Source organism: Bradyrhizobium sp. AZCC 2262 (assembly GCF_036924535.1).
Lineage (GTDB): Bacteria > Pseudomonadota > Alphaproteobacteria > Rhizobiales > Xanthobacteraceae > Bradyrhizobium.
The window spans coordinates 3,801,630-3,815,901 of record NZ_JAZHRT010000001.1; the positions used below are offsets into that span (position 1 = coordinate 3,801,630).

At 63.7% G+C, this 14,272-nt stretch carries 18 protein-coding genes and 1 pseudogene; 6 read left to right on the forward strand and 13 right to left on the reverse strand.

The features are described 5' to 3' along the window. Positions 1 to 32 precede the first annotated feature (32 nt). From V1283_RS18050 to V1283_RS44760, 4 genes and pseudogenes are all read right to left on the reverse strand, one after another. Complete coding sequence (locus tag V1283_RS18050) at positions 33 to 1,019, reverse strand: Bug family tripartite tricarboxylate transporter substrate binding protein (RefSeq protein WP_334387794.1); 987 nt, start codon at positions 1,017 to 1,019, stop codon at positions 33 to 35. Positions 1,020 to 1,230: 211 nt separating this feature from the next. Further along, positions 1,231 to 1,944, reverse strand: a complete 714-nt coding sequence (locus tag V1283_RS18055) for an ROK family protein (protein WP_334387795.1) — start codon at positions 1,942 to 1,944, stop codon at positions 1,231 to 1,233. A gap of 199 nt (positions 1,945 to 2,143) precedes the next feature. Continuing rightward, positions 2,144 to 2,596, reverse strand: a complete 453-nt coding sequence (locus V1283_RS44755) for a Crp/Fnr family transcriptional regulator (protein WP_442895870.1) — start codon at positions 2,594 to 2,596, stop codon at positions 2,144 to 2,146. Beyond that, a pseudogene (locus V1283_RS44760) lies at positions 2,491 to 2,835 on the reverse strand (Crp/Fnr family transcriptional regulator); the annotation flags it as partial. The gene V1283_RS44755 and the pseudogene V1283_RS44760, both read right to left, overlap by 106 nt. A 56-nt stretch (positions 2,836 to 2,891) precedes the next feature. On the opposite strand from V1283_RS44760, the gene V1283_RS18065 reads away from it, so the two are divergent. After that, positions 2,892 to 4,073 (forward strand): serine hydrolase domain-containing protein, encoded by a 1,182-nt coding sequence (locus V1283_RS18065; RefSeq protein WP_334387797.1) that lies wholly within the window; start codon positions 2,892 to 2,894, stop codon positions 4,071 to 4,073. A 20-nt stretch (positions 4,074 to 4,093) separates the two neighbouring features. Here V1283_RS18065 and V1283_RS18070 read toward each other — a convergent pair whose 3' ends face one another. Then, the gene (locus V1283_RS18070; protein ID WP_334387798.1) at positions 4,094 to 5,062 is read right to left on the reverse strand and encodes an oxygenase MpaB family protein; all 969 of its coding nucleotides are present in this window, start codon (positions 5,060 to 5,062) and stop codon (positions 4,094 to 4,096) included. Then, complete coding sequence (locus tag V1283_RS18075; RefSeq protein WP_334387799.1) at positions 5,052 to 5,690, reverse strand: FMN-binding negative transcriptional regulator; 639 nt, start codon at positions 5,688 to 5,690, stop codon at positions 5,052 to 5,054. Before V1283_RS18075 ends, V1283_RS18070 begins: the two co-directional genes overlap by 11 nt. A 105-nt stretch (positions 5,691 to 5,795) precedes the next feature. On the opposite strand from V1283_RS18075, the gene V1283_RS18080 reads away from it, so the two are divergent. Further along, the gene (locus tag V1283_RS18080) at positions 5,796 to 6,212 is read left to right on the forward strand and encodes a hypothetical protein (protein ID WP_334387800.1); all 417 of its coding nucleotides are present in this window, start codon (positions 5,796 to 5,798) and stop codon (positions 6,210 to 6,212) included. 7 nt (positions 6,213 to 6,219) lie between these two features. Continuing rightward, positions 6,220 to 6,564: a tRNA-binding protein gene (locus tag V1283_RS18085; protein ID WP_334387801.1), complete on the forward strand. Its 345-nt coding sequence runs from the start codon at positions 6,220 to 6,222 to the stop codon at positions 6,562 to 6,564. Between the two features lie 49 nt (positions 6,565 to 6,613). Here the strand turns inward: V1283_RS18085 and V1283_RS18090 are convergent, their stop codons facing one another. The 3 genes from V1283_RS18090 to V1283_RS18100 form a co-directional block, all read right to left on the reverse strand. Next, positions 6,614 to 6,790, reverse strand: a complete 177-nt coding sequence (locus V1283_RS18090) for a hypothetical protein (RefSeq protein ID WP_334387802.1) — start codon at positions 6,788 to 6,790, stop codon at positions 6,614 to 6,616. Between the two features lie 20 nt (positions 6,791 to 6,810). Beyond that, positions 6,811 to 7,788 carry a hypothetical protein gene (locus V1283_RS18095; protein ID WP_334387803.1) on the reverse strand — a complete coding sequence of 326 codons (978 nt, stop codon included), beginning with the start codon at positions 7,786 to 7,788 and terminating at the stop codon, positions 6,811 to 6,813. Between the two features lie 133 nt (positions 7,789 to 7,921). After that, the gene (locus V1283_RS18100; protein WP_334387804.1) at positions 7,922 to 8,842 is read right to left on the reverse strand and encodes a DMT family transporter; all 921 of its coding nucleotides are present in this window, start codon (positions 8,840 to 8,842) and stop codon (positions 7,922 to 7,924) included. Positions 8,843 to 8,994: 152 nt separating this feature from the next. On the opposite strand from V1283_RS18100, the gene V1283_RS18105 reads away from it, so the two are divergent. Further along, positions 8,995 to 9,168, forward strand: a complete 174-nt coding sequence (locus V1283_RS18105; RefSeq protein WP_166816488.1) for a hypothetical protein — start codon at positions 8,995 to 8,997, stop codon at positions 9,166 to 9,168. 103 nt (positions 9,169 to 9,271) lie between these two features. On the opposite strand, the gene V1283_RS18110 is transcribed toward V1283_RS18105, so the two are convergent. Beyond that, positions 9,272 to 9,541: a DUF2312 domain-containing protein gene (locus V1283_RS18110; RefSeq protein ID WP_334387805.1), complete on the reverse strand. Its 270-nt coding sequence runs from the start codon at positions 9,539 to 9,541 to the stop codon at positions 9,272 to 9,274. 109 nt (positions 9,542 to 9,650) lie between these two features. Here V1283_RS18110 and pdxY point away from each other — a divergent pair, with 109 nt between their 5' ends. Continuing rightward, positions 9,651 to 10,499 (forward strand): pyridoxal kinase PdxY, encoded by an 849-nt coding sequence (gene pdxY / locus V1283_RS18115; protein ID WP_334387806.1) that lies wholly within the window; start codon positions 9,651 to 9,653, stop codon positions 10,497 to 10,499. A 91-nt stretch (positions 10,500 to 10,590) separates the two neighbouring features. Then, positions 10,591 to 11,655, forward strand: a complete 1,065-nt coding sequence (gene hisC, locus V1283_RS18120) for a histidinol-phosphate transaminase (protein WP_334387807.1) — start codon at positions 10,591 to 10,593, stop codon at positions 11,653 to 11,655. Between the two features lie 21 nt (positions 11,656 to 11,676). On the opposite strand, the gene V1283_RS18125 is transcribed toward hisC, so the two are convergent. The 3 genes from V1283_RS18125 to V1283_RS18135 all read right to left on the reverse strand — a co-directional run bounded on the left by V1283_RS18125 (position 11,677) and on the right by V1283_RS18135 (position 14,265). Beyond that, the gene (locus tag V1283_RS18125) at positions 11,677 to 12,261 is read right to left on the reverse strand and encodes a septal ring lytic transglycosylase RlpA family protein (protein WP_334387808.1); all 585 of its coding nucleotides are present in this window, start codon (positions 12,259 to 12,261) and stop codon (positions 11,677 to 11,679) included. Between the two features lie 186 nt (positions 12,262 to 12,447). Then, positions 12,448 to 12,825: a cupin domain-containing protein gene (locus tag V1283_RS18130; protein WP_334387809.1), complete on the reverse strand. Its 378-nt coding sequence runs from the start codon at positions 12,823 to 12,825 to the stop codon at positions 12,448 to 12,450. Between the two features lie 33 nt (positions 12,826 to 12,858). Next, positions 12,859 to 14,265, reverse strand: coding sequence for an adenylate/guanylate cyclase domain-containing protein (locus V1283_RS18135; protein ID WP_334387810.1), 1,407 nt, complete (start codon positions 14,263 to 14,265; stop codon positions 12,859 to 12,861). Between the last annotated feature and the right edge of the window lie 7 nt (positions 14,266 to 14,272).

Below are 14,272 nucleotides of genomic sequence, written 5' to 3' on the forward strand. Positions count from 1 at the left end.
TGACCGGTAATTGAAAAGGTGACGGCGCCCTCTCACCCGCCCTCCGGCTTGATCCCGGCTGCCTTCATGATCGGCAGCAGCCGTGCTTCCTCGCTGTCGCGATAGGCTGACATCTCTTGCGGCGTGGTCGGCCAGGTGCTGGCGCCCAGATCAGCGTAGCGCTTTTGCAGCCAGGGGTCGTTGAGCGCCTTCACGGTGAGCGCGTTGATTTGCGCGACGAGGTCGGCCGGCATGTTCGCAGGTCCCACCAGGCCGGCCCAGGAGGTGAGCTCGTAGCCGGGCAACAGTTCGGCCATCGCAGGCACGTCGGGAAGATCTGCCAGCCGCGTCTTCGCGGTGACCGCAACGGCCCTGATCGCGCCGGAGCGCACGCTCGGCAGCGAGCCCGGCAGATTGTCGAACAGCAGGTCGACATTGCCGCCAAGCAAATCGTTCAGCGCCGGCGCGCCGCCGCGGTAAGGGACGTGGCGGACCTGGACGCCTGCCATGCTGTTCATCATCTCGCCGGAGAGATGCAGCGTGGTGCCGAAGCCGGCGGACGCGTAGGTGTATTTGCCCGGCTCCTTCTTGAACGCCGCGAGCAATTGCTTGAGGTCCGCGGAGAACAGGTCCTTCTTCGCCGTCAGGATGTTCGGCAGTTGCCACATGCCGCAGATGAAGGTGAAATCCTCGCGCGGATGATACGGCAGCTTGGCGTAGCTGCCGATCGCGAGCACATTGGAGGCGATGCCGCCGAGCCCGACCGTGTAGCCGTCTGGCGGCGCCTTTGCGATCGCATCCGCGCCCAGCACACCGCCGGCCCCGGCCCTGTTCTCGACCACGAAGGATTGCCCGGACAATTCGCTCATCTTCTGGCAGATCAAGCGCGACAGCGTGTCGGTGGCGCCGCCGGCCGGAAAGCCGTTGACATATTTTACGGAACGGATCGGCCAGGCCTCTGCAGCGCGGCCCAGCCGCGGCGCGGCAACGAAAGAGCCAAGGAGCGCAAGCGCGCGACGGCGGTCGATAGACAGCGGCATCGGTGTCCTCCCCTTGCACGCCATGCGCCACGTCGCAGCTTTGCTGCGGTTCTTTTTCCTTGCCTCCGGCCGTCGATTGGTAACCGGAGATGGGGCGCGTTCGGCTGGCCTCAGCTTATGAGGTGCGAGCGAAACTGCAAAGCCTGCTTTTTTGCGACAAAAGCCCGCGAGGACATCGCGGACTTTCTGCGGGCAGCCAGGACGGCATTCTCTATCGGCGTGCGCCGGCCGCTTTGACCACGCCCTTCTTCCACAGCCGAAATCCGCCCTCGAACGCGTTGGTGTTGGCGCCGAGCCGGACCTTGCGCGGCAGCTTGTCGATCTTGTCGGCGTTTCCACCGCCCAGCATGACGTAATCCGGCTCCAGTGCGGCGAGCAGACGCTTCAGGACGTCATCGACGAAGCGTTGCCATTTCTTCCTGCCAACACGCTTGAGGGCTGCGGCGCCGACGCATTGCTCGAACGTCTTGCCGCTGCGGTACGGCAGGTGAGCCAACTCCATCGGTTCCAGAATGCCATCCACGATCATCGCGGAGCCAAGACCCGTTCCCAGGCCCAGGAACAGCATCCGGCCGCCCTGGTAGCTGCCGATCGCCTGCATCAACGCATCGTTGACGACCTTCGTCGGGCGGCCGAAGGCCTTTTCGAAATTGAAACCGGCCCACCCGAGACCGAGATTGTGCGGCTCCGACAAGGGCCGGTTGTTGACCACAGGCCCCGGATATCCGATCGAGACGACATCATAGGACCAGTCTTTCGTCAGCGCCTTGACCTTCCTTACCATCACTCTCGCGGAAAGGTCGGGACCGGACGTAAACGCGCGCCTGGTTCGCTCCGTGCTGGTCATGACCTTCACGCGCGAACCACCGATGTCGATCGCAAGGACCGTCTGCCGCGATGCCCGCTTGCCCGTTTTCTTCGCCATGAATTCGCGCCCTACTCGGTCGGATGATCATAGCTCCAGCCGATACTCACCTGAAGCAGAGAAACAAACAGCACCACAGCTTGTTCTCCATCCGACTCCATTTTGTTCGCAAAGAACGAATCGGAATCGCGCAAATCAGCGCGAGCCAATTCTTAACAATGCGTTTGCTTCGTGTTTGCCCGCGGATGCCACGAAAAAATCACGACGGAGCTTGCGCTGCATCCCGGAGACGGCGCGGATCGAGAATGCGCACTCCGCCGCGTTGGCATTGAATGACCCCCTCCTGCTCCAGATGGCGGAGCAACTCGTTGACGGTTTGGCGGCTGAGCGAAAGTATCGTCCCCAACCGCTCTTGCGAGACGCGCACGTGGCAGGACGGCGCGGCCTTGCGCTGGCCGTAGCCTTCGAGCAGGTGGATAAGGCACCGCGCCAGTCGAACCCTCGGAGGTCGAGCGCCATGTCTTCCAGCAGCGAGAGCGCGATGCGGAGCTTGTGCACCAGCAAGCGTCCCATCTGCTGCCATCGGAGCGGATCGTCGGCGAGAATTCTCGTCAGGTGACGCGAAGGCAGATGCAGCACGTTCGAGGCGACGTCGGCCCATGCATCGTGGGTGCGCGCGCCGCCGTCGAACAGCGCGACTTCGCCGAACCATTGCGGCGCTTCGGCGAGTGCTGCGATCGATGCCCGACCCGATGACGCGATGCTGCCGAAGCAAACGGCGCCCAACAGGACGCAATAGATGCCGTCGCTGGGGTCACCGCGGTGGAATACGGTTTCGCCTGATGCCAACAGCTTGACGCGCGACGATCCCAGCACGGCCTCTCGAAACGCTGGCTCCAACGCGGCAAACCATTCGCTGCCGTTCAGAACGGACAGTTGCTCAGGCGTCATCGCTCGCCCCGATCAGCAACTTCATCCGGTATGAAGTCGACCGGCAACGGCAGGAGGTGCGCATCAGCCTTGCCGGCCTCGTGCATAGCCGCGCGGTTCATGATGGGCGCTTCGGATGCCGCGTCCTGCATCCCGGCCGCGAGGCGCGTTTCTCAACGAGCGAAGGCGACGCGCGCCAGCCACCCATCCCGTCACTGCCGCCGCTCGCCGGTCCTGAAGTCGTCGCGCCGGCGAACGCAAAATTGTCCGAGGCGCTGGATCACGCGTTTGCCGAAGCGGAATCCGGGCCGCGCCGCTTCACCAAGGCCGTCGTGGTGCTACATCGCGGCCGCGTTGTCGGCGAACGCTATGCGGCCGGTATCACGCCGGCGACGCCGCTGATCGGCTGGTCGATGACCAAGTCCGTGACCAATGCGCTGCTTGGCATTCTTGTCAGGCAAGGAAAACTGGACATGCAGAAGCCGGCGCCGATTGCCGAATGGTCGGCGGCGCCGGAGGACCCGCGCCGCGTCATCACGCCGGATCAGTTGCTGCGGATGGTGAGCGGCATTCGCTGTGGTCAGTCGCTGCAAACAGGGTTTACCACGCTCTTCGATGCCGATACCCAGATGGAGTTCGACATGGCCGACCAATCGGCCTTCGCCGGCAATGCGCGCCTGCGCGCAGCGCCCGGAACGGAGTGGCGGTACACCAACTGCAATTTCGTGCTGCTGTCGCGGCTGATCCGCGATGCCGCTGGCGGTGATGCGAAATCGGCGCGAAGCTTTATCGAGCGCGAACTGTTCGCGCCGCTCGGTTTTGAGCACGCCACGCTCGAATACGACAGCGCCGGCGCCCCGCTCGGCACTATACATCTCTGGGCCAGCGCCCGCGATTGGGCACGCTTTGGTTTGCTGTACCTGCAGGACGGCGTAACGGAGAGCGGCCAACGCCTGCTGCCCGAAGGCTGGGTCGACTACTCGGCCCGGCTGACGCCGCTAAGCGCCGACGAATACGGCTACGGCGCGGGATTCTGGACCCAGCGCGGCAACTCCGCCGCCGCCCGCCAACGCATTGCCGCCGGCTTCCCGGCCGACAGTTTTATGGCGATCGGCAGCCAGGGCCAATACACGATCGTCATCCCCTCGCATGACCTCGTGATCGTCAAACTCGGCTGGGCCTATACGCCGCATGACGACCACGTCGCGGTGGAACGCCTGGTCAGGGAAACCATCGCGGCACTGGCTCGGAGCGGGTAGCGCGCAGCCCCGAAGCTCCATCATTCCATCATCGGCCGGCCGATCCAAAGCCGGTTGAGCCAGCGCACGGCAAGGTCCGGCTGCTTGTCGCCTTGCAGGCGCGCCAGCGCTTCCTGATAGGGGCCCACCGCGCGCAGGCGCATGGGAAGGCGGGGATAGATGCGTCGCATCCACGCCAGCGCCCGGTTCATGCTGCGCGCTTCGCGTTCGCCGAATTCAAATCCGAATTCCTGGGCCAGCCGCGCCGGCAGCAAATGGGCCGTCAGCGCGCGATACCATCTGGGCACACGCAATCCTGTGGCGGAGCCTGAAAAGATCTGCTCCGCAATGTTGCGGGCGGCGGGACTGACCGCGAGAATATCCGACTGCGCCATCGCCTCGGTGTAGGCAGCGAACGACGTCCAGTCCGCAGGCAAATCGGCCTGTCGAATGCCGAACAACGCCGCGTACAGTTTGGCCTCGACCCAGTATTGTTCGCGCTCGCTACTCGTAAGCGCAGGCAGGACGAGGTCATGCGTCTGCAAGGCGGTCTCCACCAGCGTGGCGTGAACCCACCGCAGCGCCGAGACCTCATTGGCGTGGTAAGCCGAACCGGCTTCGAAGCGCCCGGCCGCCTGCGGCAATATTCCCGTCACCACGGCGTGACGCCGATGTAGCCGGCGGCTTGCGGCCAGCGCCTGATCGAGCGTGCCGAACACCATCGTGAACGTGATGTTGAATGTCCGGTGAAACCGGCCGACCGGATCGGCAAAGGTTCTGGAATGCTCTGATATGGCGGCGGCGACCCAGGGGTGCGCCAATTGCAGCAACAGCGCCCGCCCCGCACCAAGGAAAATCGCCGCCTCGCGGTCGACCCGCCACGTCAGCGACTCCGGACCGAAGATTCCCTCGATGGGTCCGGCCGCCGCCTCGCGAACGATGTCGAGACTGTTTTCAAAATTATCCGTGGACAACAATGACAGCATGTCCTCAGGCGGGTTATCGCTCATACCCAAGCCCCGGCCGCAATGCCCGCATCCTCTCGGCCAGCCGCCGGCCGCCTGTGTCCTCCGCGCGCGCCAGCTGGTTCGCCACCGCCACATGATCCTCATCGCTCTTGTGCTGGTTGAGCTTTGACTGTCCCTCGATCTGGTCAACGACGAGATCGATGACGCGGATCGAGGCGAGCATCGTCTCGCGCTTGGTGGGCTCCATCTGCGCGAGATCCCAGGGCTGTTTCGGCAGGCGCGCCTCGGAGATTGCGAGCAGCGCGTCGCCATGGTCTCGGTTCTCGTCGCGCTCGCGCAGATGCGCGACACCTGAGAGATGCACCGCCTCGTAAAGCCAGGTCGAAACATTGTCGCGCGAGGCATACCAGTCGTTGGAGATATAGGCGTCGTCGCCGGCGACGATCAGGAGGAAGCGCCTGACGCCGTCGGCGAGCTCGACCAGCGGATTTCTGGCCGTGAGATGGATCTGGATGATCACGCGATCGTCGCGCTGCTGGATCACAAAGGGCACGTGCGACCCGCGCGGGCCGCGCGCGTCCGCGGCAATGATCACGCCAAAACCGCGGTCGGCCGCAAACGCCAGCGCGCGGCTCTCCTCGATGCGAAACCGGGGTCGGAGGACATGCATGGCGTGCGCTCGAACGGCTGGAGGATGGTTGGTTCAGGCAAGGCTAGTGCATTCTGCTCCAGAGGTCACCGATGCCGCTGCCTGACTTCCGGTGGCATTCCTGTTGTGCCATATCACGGAGGTGGCAGAGGTGCAGCCGTCGGCGTCGAGCAGGATGAACAGGCCTCCGTCGACGCCTTCGGCATCGGCCATTGCGGGCGCTATATCGTGCTGAAGCATAGCTATCCCAACGGGCGCGTCGTCTTCACCCGCTATGCCCAGCTTGGCCGCATCGCCGGCGTCGACGGCCGGCCGATCGCGGTGGGCGCGACGCTCAGAAAGGCAGACAGGATCGGCGAGATCGGCCCGACCACGATCCTGCATTTCGAGATCCGCCCCGTCGCCCCCGGCACGACGCAGACTGATGCGGCCTGGCAAGCGCGCTACGGCAACGACCCCTCCATGGACTGGTCGCGCTATGATCCCGTCGATCCCAAGAAATTCGACGCGGATGTCTTCGGCGGCCGGAAGCGCAAGCCGTGAGCAAGACATGCCCCCACTAAAACCCCAGGCCACCTACGACGATTTCGCCCGTCTCGACATCCGGATCGGCAAGGTCGTGGACATCAAGCCGTTTCCCCGCGCGCGCCATCCGTCCTACAAGGTCGGCGTCGACGTCGGTGCCGACAGGATCATGTGGTCGAGCGCACAGATCACGAACTATGAGCCGGCGGCACTGCTCGGCTCGCTGGTCGTGTGCGTCTGCAATCTCGGCGCGAAGAACATCGCGGGCTTCACATCCGAACTCTTGATCCTCGGCGCCAAGGACGCGAACGGCAACGTGATCGTGCTCGCCCCGCGTAGCGATGTTGCGATCGGCGAGCCGGTCTTTTGACGCCACGTGCTAAGCTCCTGCTAAACCGCACCGCGCCAGCGTGATCTTCTTACTGCCTCATCTTCTCTTGCCGCACCTCGTCCTGTACCTGCTTGAACGTCGGCAAGCTGGCGTTCGGCTGCATCGGGGCCACCTTTACGGTGACGACATTCGGACTGGTCTGAAACCAGAGCGCCCCGGCGACTGCCATCAAGCCAGCTACGGCGATAGCGGCGAGTCCCTTCATCTCGATCTCCCTGAAATGCGCTAGTTGGAGAGGATAACGCCGTGCTGGCGTCTGGACGGATGATCGGCACTGACCAACGCCTGCGTGTCGGTTGCGATCACGACTTCCGGCAATGGCACCGGCTCAATTCCGGCAAAGCGGCGGTACAGCGCGCCCATGATGGCGCCGTTGACGACCGCCGTCGCCAGCAGGAGGGGCATCGCTCCGAATACCGGCATGAGAAGTACGACGCATCCCGCGGCCACCAGGCTTCCGATCGCGGCATACTCGCCTCCGCGGCTGCGGCGAAGCGCCCTTGCAATGTGATGTATCGCGAGCACGAGAATAGCCGATGGTACGGTGGTCGCGATCAGAACTGTCAGGAACACCTGTGCCGGAAGTGCCGCGGTGATGATCGAGTCAGGACCTGCCGTTCCGAAGAGCGCTAGCACCATGAACGCCAGTGCGGCCGAAATCGCAGCCGGCACGGTCACGGCGATAGCGATCGCGCCAACCGAAGAGCGAACACGGACCGGGCCATCGAATACGCGCGGCGGAATGGCGGCGGCCTCGGTGGCTGCAACGGCGGGCCGCGGAGCAGCGGCGACGACCTCAAGTCCGGCGAACTGGCCATAGAGGAAGCCGGCGAGCATGCCTGCCGCCGTCGGCAGCAAGCCCGCAGTGATTTCGCTGCCCGACGGCGGCGGGAATAACAACAGGCCGTTGCGCACCGCAAGCAGGTAGCTCGTTGCGGCCATGACGCCGCCGATCAGCGCATAGGCGATCCTGCCGCAGATATTAAACTGCCGCAGCACCGAATGGCCGGCAAACAGCAGAACGCCATCCAGCGCCAGCCGGCCGGCGTACAAGAACAGGAGCTTGTCCGGCGGCGGCAGGACTGCCTGCGCCGGCACGGTCTGCGTTGTGAGTACGGCCATGGTAAGCAGAACGGCGTGCACCACGGCGAGCGGTATCAGTGCCGCGAACAGCGCGCGCGAGGAATTTCTGACAACATACATTGGTGTAACCCCTGAAGGTGTCACACCCTAAGGGCGAGGCATTACCGGTGGCTCCCGCGAACTGATCAAATTTTAACCAGATTGCCCGGATGAGCGAAACGACATCCGGCCCACTCCTGCGCCCGATCACCCCCTACCGCTGCCGCTGCGCCAGATAGAATCCACAGAGCACCGTGACCAGTCCCGCCGCCTGCAGCGCGGTCGGGGGCTCGCCGAGCAGGAGCCAGCCGATGAGTATCGTCAGCGCCGGCACGGTTGCCGGGAACACCGCGGCGCGGGCGACGCCGATGGTCTGGATCGAGAACGCGAAAAGATACAGCGCCGCGGGACCGGCCAGGATGCCCTGCGCCAGCGCCTGCAGCGCGTTTTCGGTCAGGCCGAGCGCCGCCACGCGGGCGAATCTGCCGAAGGCCGCATAGAGGGGCAGCAGCGAGAGCGACAGCACGCTGATGACGGTGGCCGCCGAGAAGGCGTTGACGCGCCAATGCCGCAGCAGCGTGCCGAACACCGCGAACATGAATCCGGTCAGCACGAACAGCAAATCGCCAAGCACGCCGTCAGGGCCGATATGACCGATCGATTCAGCCCCGATCACCACGAGACCGCCGACGATCGCGACCGCCCCCAACACGCGCGAGAACGGAACCCGCTCGCGCAAGAACACCGCGGCGAGCAACAGGCCGCCGAGCGTCGCGCTGGAAGGCTGGATGACGCTGCCATGGCCGAGCGGCACGAACAGGAATCCTGTATAGCTGATGAGCGACATCACAGGGCCGCCCAGCACCATCAGCACCAGTCCGCGGCCCCATCCGATGCCGCAGAGATTGCCGATGCCGGCGCGCAGCACGATCGGCAGGAACACGATGCCCGACCACAGGAAGCGGTGCATCAGCAAATCCGCAGGCGTGAACCCGAGCTTCAGCCCGTGCCGTGTCGCCACGAAGCCGAGCGCCCAGAACAGCGCCGCGCCAGCACCGCATGCGACCCCAAGCAGGGCCGGTTTCGTATCGGATTTTCGCGTTGGAGATTCAGCGCCGCGGGTCGGCTCGTTCATCGCGGAGGCTTAACTTGGCCCGCACAACGGTTCAACCCGTGCCCATGCAGGGCTGACGAGCGCATCGGCCGACCGGCCTTTCGCAATTCGCCGTTCACGCGCGACGGGCTGGTGGGTTACGCTAACTCACCTTGCTCGCGGAAAGGATCACCATGAACGGAAATCGATACTACGGGGTTCGGGTTGAGGGCGCGAAATATGGCGTGGGCTTTGGCTCCGCACTCGCCATCGCGATCTCCTACACCAACAACCACTCGATCCTCTGGGCGATCATCCACGGCATCCTGGGTTGGCTCTATGTGATCTATGTCGCGCTGTTCAGGTGATAGCAAGTAGCAAGTAGCCCGGATGAGCGCAGCGACATCCGGGACCACTCTCGCACCGCCCCGGATATCGCTTCGCTCATCCGGGCTACGTTCGCTGCTTCGCTCAGGCCGCCTTCGCTACCTTTTCCGGCGGCGCGGTTTCCATCGCGCGCATGTAGAGATCGAGCAGGCTCTCGCGCTCATCGCGCTCGTCCTGGTCCTGCTTGCGCAGCTTGATGATCTCCTTGAGGATCTTCACATCGAACCCTTCGCCCTTGGCCTCCGCGAACACTTCCTTCTTCTGCTCGTTCAGCTCGGCCAATTCGCCATCGATGTTCTCGATCCGCTCGACGAAAGAACGGATCTTGCCGCCGGGAATGGTGACGTCAGACATGGTGCCTCCCTGTTGAATGAGGTTGTGAAAATGCCCGCAAACAAATAACCAATGTGTTAACCTCGGAAGGTTCCCACCCCGGCAAATCAGATAATTTCCAGACTTAACCATGAACGTAATTTCAATTCAGTCGCAGGTCGCTTTCGGCCATGTCGGCAACAGCGCCGCGGTGTTTCCGATGCAGATGCACGGGATCGACGTGGTGGCGGTGCCGACCACGCTGTTGAGCAACCGGCCGGGCTATCCGACGATCCGCGGCCGCGTGCTCGACGCGCAACTGCTTGCCGATCTGCTGCGCGGCATCGAGGAGCGCGGCGCTGTCGATGCCGCGCAGATGATCCTGTCCGGCTATCTCGGCTCGGCCGATAACGCCGCCGTGGTCGCGGATTTTGTCGCGCGCGCCAAGGCCAAAAACCCCGCGCTGCTTTATTGCTGCGATCCCGTGCTGGGGGATCGCGACCGCGGCCTGTTCGTCCACGCCGACATCCCGCCGCTGGTGCGCGATCTTCTCTGTCCGCTAGCCGACATCATCACGCCCAATCATTTCGAGTTCGAATGGCTGTGCGGGACCAAGGCCACCACAATCAGTCAGATGATCAAGGCGGCGCGCGCGTTCATGGCGCGTGGGACGGTCGTCGTCACCAGCGCCGAGCTTGCCGACACGCCTGAAGACGAGATCGAGACCTTGGCAGTCGAGCGCGCAAACGCCTTTCGCGTGCGCACGCCAAAACTGCCGATCAGCCCGAACGGCACCGGCGATCTGTTTGCCGCGCTATTGGTCGCCGCGCGCGTCCGTGGCGCCGACACGCCGGATGCGCTCAGCCATGCCGCCTCCGCCATCTTCGCCGTGCTGGAACGCACGGCCGCTCGGGGTACTGAGGAAATGCGCATCGTCGAGAGCGCCGAGTGGCTCGTGCATCCGCCGCGCAAATTCGAATGTATCGCGATCACCCCGTAGCCCGGATGAAGCGCAGCGCAATCCGGGATCACTCTAACACCACCCCGGATTTCGCTTCGCTCCATCCGGGCTACTATCCGCAGGACAAAAAATGAGCCGTTTCTGGAGCAGCTTGACGCACGACTTAAAACCCTATGTGCCGGGCGAACAGCCCCGCATGGCGGAGCTGGTCAAGCTCAACACCAATGAAAGCCCATTTGGTCCGTCCCCACGCGCGCTGGAAGCCATTCGCGGCGAGGCGGCTGATACGCTGCGTCTATACCCGGACCCACAGGCGTCAGCGCTGCGGGCTGCCTTGGCCACCTACCACGAGGTACGCCCAGAACAAGTATTCGTCGGCAACGGCTCGGACGAGGTGCTGGCGCACGCCTTCGCCGCGCTGCTGAAGCATGATGCGCCGTTGCTCTTCCCTGACATCACCTACAGTTTCTACCCAGTCTATTGTCGCCTGTTCGGCATCACCTACGAGGCCGTGCCGCTCGATCAGGCCATGCAGATCCGCATTTCCGACTATCGCCGGCCGGCCGGCGCGATCATCGTCCCCAATCCGAATGCGCCAACGGGGGTTGCGCTGTCGCGAGCCGAGATCGCTACCCTTTTGGAGGAACATCCTGACGCGCCCGTTGTCATCGACGAGGCCTATGTCGATTTCGGCGCCGAGACCGCGATACCGCTGGTTGCCTCCCACCCGAACCTTCTGGTTGTTCAAACCATGTCCAAGTCCCGGGCCCTCGCCGGCTTGCGGGTTGGTTATGCGATCGGCGACGCCGACCTGATCGAGGCACTCACCCGGGTGAAGGACAGCTTCAATTCCTATCCGCTTGGCCGCCCAGCCCAGGCCGGCGCCATCGCCTCCCTGGAGGACGAAGCCTATTTTCAACAGAGCCGCGCTCGCGTGATCGAAGGCCGGGAGCGGCTGAACCGCGGCCTTGTGGGGCTTGGTTTCGAGGTGCTGCCGTCCTCCGCCAACTTCGTCTTCGCACGTCATCCGGCGCATGAGGGCGCGGCGCTGGCCACTGCACTGCGCCAACGGGCGGTAATCGTCCGCCATTTTTCCGCGCCTCGGATCTCCGACCATCTGCGGATAACCGTGGGCCGAGACGAGCAAATCGACCGGCTGTTGTCGGCGCTATCGGACATCCTGGGCAGCAAGTAGCCCGGCCCCGCGCGCCACCCGCTACTCCACGACGTCGAGCTTGACCTTGGCAACACCCTTCCCGACCATTCCCAGCGCGTCGGCTGCGGAATAGGAGACGTCGACAACGCGCCCCGGAACATAGGGACCGCGGTCATTGACCCGCACCATCACCGACCGGCCGCTCGCGACGTTCGTCACACGCAATTTGGTGCCGAAGGGCAACGTCGGATGGGCCGCGGTCATATCGAGCGTGTTGAATTTTTCGCCGTTCGCGGTCTTCGTTCCCTCGGTGTAGAAGCTGGCCACCCCATGCGAGGCCGTTTTGATGCCGCCTGCATCCCTGCGCGACGCGAACGGCGTATGCCTTCTCACGGCCGCCACGCGCCTGGTCATTGACGATGTCGTTCGATCGCTCACCGACGCCTGCCGGCTGGCGCGAAGTTCGGATTTTTGGCTGACGACCGAGGACTGCGCGCAGGCCGCAAGCGATGCGGCTGCGAGCGCTACAGCAAGCAGCCGGATGAATTTCCCTGCACGCGCGGCCGGGATCAACGGCGCTTCAAGTTGAGTAAGGCCTGCTCTGACGTCGACGCACGAAGTACTGGTGCAGCCAATGGACGACATGTTGCAATCCCCCGCTCACGCCCCAGCCCAAGCCGAAAACCAACACGCGGCAATGGCGGGACCGAATCCGGGCGGAAGCGTGGCCGAATGCGATCAGGCACGGTTTCCACAGCGCAATTCGGTTCGAGTGTGGTGATTGTGTCACAGGAATTAGCCGGTAAGCCGGATGCGTCCTACCTGCGTTCTTCAGGAAGTGAAAAATTTCGTTCCATCGAAAAAGCGGTTCGGGCGATTGAACACGGAGAGGAACGTCGCGCCGTTGGGAGCATGCGCAACATGGATGTTGCCGCCCGGCCGCCACACGAAGTCACCCGCGCCACAGCTCCCTTCGGCGTCTTCCAGCGATCCTTCGAGCATGAAGGTCTGTTCGAGCGCCGTGTGCTCGTGCAGCGGCACGACCGCGCCGGGCGCCATCTTGAACAGGATGGTCGAGCGCCCTTCGTCGTCCTTGTACAGGATCTTCATCTCTATTCCGTCGAACTCCGTTCGCTGCCAGGGCATCGACGAGGCGGCGACGAAGGTCGACCGAAGTTCGGGCGGGTTGACGGGCGAAGGCTTGTTCATGGCTTCTTCTCCGAAAATGTTGCTCCGCTTCGCTCAGGAAATTTCGTAGACCGACACCTTTTCCGCGATGCCGGTCAGCGCCACGCGTCTCGGCGTCGGCTTCAGCCCGCTGGTCTCGAGCAGGGTGCGGGCATGCGCGTTCTCCACCACCTGCTCCGTCACCACGATCGAGCGTGAGGCCGCAAGGCCTTGGACGCGCGAGGCGATATTGACCGTCTGGCCAAAATAGTCCTGCTGGCCATTGAGGGTCACCGCGAGGCATGAGCCTTCATGGATGCCCATCTTCAGGCGCAGGCTCTGGTGCTGACGCTCGGCGCCAAGATCGCTCATCGCCTCGCGCATGCGGATCGCCGCGGCAATGGCGCGGTCGGGTGTCTCGAAGGTCGCCATCACGGCATCGCCGATGGTCTTCACGACCGCCCCTCGTTCGGACGCGATGATCTCCTGCAACAGCCTGAAATGCTCGTTGACTAGATCGAAAGCGACGAGGTCACCGACGTGCTCATAAAGCTCGGTGGAGTCCTTGAGATCGCTGAACAGGAAAGTCAGGCTCAGGATCTTGAGGCGCTGGCCGATGGCGAGCGTGTCGGTCCGGTAGATATCGCGAAACGTCTGGTTGGTGAGCAGACGCGTTGCCGTGAGAACCGACTTTCGTCGCTTGAGGATGTCGTCCAGCGCCGGGTTCGCCACCCATACCGCCGGCAACACGCGACCGTCGGTGCGGTTATCCAGGGCGAGGCGCAGCGGCCCGGGTCGCAAGCCAACGGTGTCGACGGGAACCTGGATCTTGTTGAAGATCACCGACAGGTTCTGGCGCTCGCTGGTCTCTTCGCCGCTGACCTCCAGGAACTGGGCCGCATGCGTCACGGGATCGAACACGATCAACGTGCCCTGCGGCACCTGCAGGGAAAGGATGGCCCTTTCGCCTGCCGGCAAGTCGACGATTTCGAGCGTGACGTCGTCCAGCAGGCTCTCCAGATCGTCCGGAAGATCGATCGCCGAACTCCAGAAGATCTGGCGATAATATTCGGCCGCGGACAGTTCGTCGGGATTATGGGCCGCGATCTTTCGCAGGCGCGGGCTTACCGTAAAAGTCACCTCGACCAGATTGTCGAGCGTCGTCTCGTAGCCCGCGGCGCAGAAAGCGCAATTATACTGCGACCGATCCAGGGTCTTCAGGCTCTTGTTGGCGGAAAGAACCCCGGCGCAGCTCGGGCACATCACGTTCCAGGTCATCTCGAACATGCCGAGCCCGACCGCATTCAGGAGTGCGGCGATGACCCGCTCTTCGTCGATGCCCGCCGTGCCGGCGAGATCGAGCGCGTTCATCTTGTTCAGGGCATGATCCGGGGCATCCCGCACCATGCGCTCGAGCAAGTCCACAACGGCTTCGTCGGACGACTGACGCAGGGCCGCAAACAAGGTCTCGGTTTCGCTCATGAGACAA

Bases quoted from the DNA above. Each gene is read 5' to 3' on its own strand.
- V1283_RS18135 (WP_334387810.1), bottom strand. From the start codon at position 14,265: ATGAGCGAAACCGAGACCTTGTTTGCGGCCCTGCGTCAGTCGTCCGAC.
- V1283_RS18130 (WP_334387809.1), bottom strand. From the start codon at position 12,825: ATGAACAAGCCTTCGCCCGTCAACCCGCCCGAACTTCGGTCGACCTTC.
- pdxY (WP_334387806.1), top strand. From the start codon at position 9,651: ATGAACGTAATTTCAATTCAGTCGCAGGTCGCTTTCGGCCATGTCGGC.
- V1283_RS18105 (WP_166816488.1), top strand. From the start codon at position 8,995: ATGAACGGAAATCGATACTACGGGGTTCGGGTTGAGGGCGCGAAATAT.
- V1283_RS18125 (WP_334387808.1), bottom strand. From the start codon at position 12,261: ATGTCGTCCATTGGCTGCACCAGTACTTCGTGCGTCGACGTCAGAGCA.
- V1283_RS18085 (WP_334387801.1), top strand. From the start codon at position 6,220: ATGCCCCCACTAAAACCCCAGGCCACCTACGACGATTTCGCCCGTCTC.
- V1283_RS18090 (WP_334387802.1), bottom strand. From the start codon at position 6,790: ATGAAGGGACTCGCCGCTATCGCCGTAGCTGGCTTGATGGCAGTCGCC.
- V1283_RS18095 (WP_334387803.1), bottom strand. From the start codon at position 7,788: ATGTATGTTGTCAGAAATTCCTCGCGCGCGCTGTTCGCGGCACTGATA.
- V1283_RS18050 (WP_334387794.1), bottom strand. From the start codon at position 1,019: ATGCCGCTGTCTATCGACCGCCGTCGCGCGCTTGCGCTCCTTGGCTCT.
- V1283_RS18075 (WP_334387799.1), bottom strand. From the start codon at position 5,690: ATGCATGTCCTCCGACCCCGGTTTCGCATCGAGGAGAGCCGCGCGCTG.
- V1283_RS18100 (WP_334387804.1), bottom strand. From the start codon at position 8,842: ATGAACGAGCCGACCCGCGGCGCTGAATCTCCAACGCGAAAATCCGAT.
- V1283_RS18110 (WP_334387805.1), bottom strand. From the start codon at position 9,541: ATGTCTGACGTCACCATTCCCGGCGGCAAGATCCGTTCTTTCGTCGAG.
- V1283_RS44755 (WP_442895870.1), bottom strand. From the start codon at position 2,596: ATGGTTCGGCGAAGTCGCGCTGTTCGACGGCGGCGCGCGCACCCACGA.
- hisC (WP_334387807.1), top strand. From the start codon at position 10,591: ATGAGCCGTTTCTGGAGCAGCTTGACGCACGACTTAAAACCCTATGTG.
- V1283_RS18070 (WP_334387798.1), bottom strand. From the start codon at position 5,062: ATGAGCGATAACCCGCCTGAGGACATGCTGTCATTGTTGTCCACGGAT.
- V1283_RS18055 (WP_334387795.1), bottom strand. From the start codon at position 1,944: ATGGCGAAGAAAACGGGCAAGCGGGCATCGCGGCAGACGGTCCTTGCG.